Annotated in this window: 1 protein-coding gene; it reads left to right on the forward strand. The window is 38.3% G+C overall.

The window, feature by feature from the left end; genetic code table 11:
- The first annotated feature begins 285 nt into the window (after window positions 1-285).
- Entirely contained in the window at window positions 286-807 is a 522-nt protein-coding gene (locus tag FTU17_RS17350) for a hypothetical protein (protein ID WP_180136132.1), read from the forward strand.
- Window positions 808-1,106: the final 299 nt, after the last annotated feature.

Below are 1,106 nucleotides of genomic sequence, written 5' to 3' on the forward strand. Positions count from 1 at the left end.
GTACACAGCGCATTGGGTTATGTATCGCCTTTTGAGTTTGAAGCAATGTACTATGATAAGATTAACCCGTTAGGTCACGTGGCCTAACTTAAATAAAAATGTCTCCGACAAACCCGGTACGGTTCAGAGTCAACCTAACATAAAAGTTAAAAAAACATATTCTAAAGGTTGTTCTTGTGATTCAGGCTCGTATTGTTATGGTCCAAGAGGTGGTCGTTATTGCTATACTTCCGGAGGAAATAAGAGTTACCGCTAATAAAAGCACCTTAAGGTGCTTTACCCCAATTGGGTGTTACGAATATTTTCTTAACGTGGCGCTCTCATTTAATAGCAATCTTCGCCCTCACACAAGTCGCTAAAGAATTCCGCAAATGGGTACTCGATGTACTGGAAAAAGAAGTTCTAAAACAGCAAATCGACACACGAGTAAAAATCAACGCAGAGCAGCAAGCAGAACTCAAAGAAATTATCGACCGACGTGCCCAAGGTGAAAGCAAACTACATGCAGAAATGTGGTCACGTCACAAAAAACACTTCCGCATCGCACGTTATAGCGATCTGTTGCCCATTCATTTCCACGACGCAGTAAATTACCTAGAAACTTTAGAAGTTAAGTCAAAAGGAAATATCTATATAGATGAAAAACAATTCCTAGAAATGCTCTGCGTACATGCACGAGTCTTTCAAGCGTGGTGGAACACACATAGCCCAGCATTACTCAATTCATTACTGATGAGCATGCTCAACGACAATATGTTCTCTATGAGCAGTGTCATATCAAACGTAAGTAAAAATGTGGATTCATAATGCCAAACTATGATTACGACCACATGTTTGAATTACAGACACTTTCACATGCAAGATACGGACTGCTCAAGTAAAAAATAAGCCACCTTCGTACGGTTTTTTTATATCAATGGATAACAAAAGGAAATGACAAAAGTGCTTTGTACATCTTACGATATAAATGAAAAATCATTAGATCTCTTTCATAAATCAAAAAACGATCTTCTTTTTGGTTAATATTTGCACTCCGGATTTCTTAGCATTCGTGCATAATCTGCGGATGAAATACATCGATTCAAACAAGCTTTCTGATCCTCAGT

Origin of the sequence: Acinetobacter sp. YH12070 (genome assembly GCF_013419625.1) — a bacterium.
In the GTDB taxonomy this organism is placed as follows: Bacteria; Pseudomonadota; Gammaproteobacteria; order Pseudomonadales; family Moraxellaceae; genus Acinetobacter; species Acinetobacter amyesii.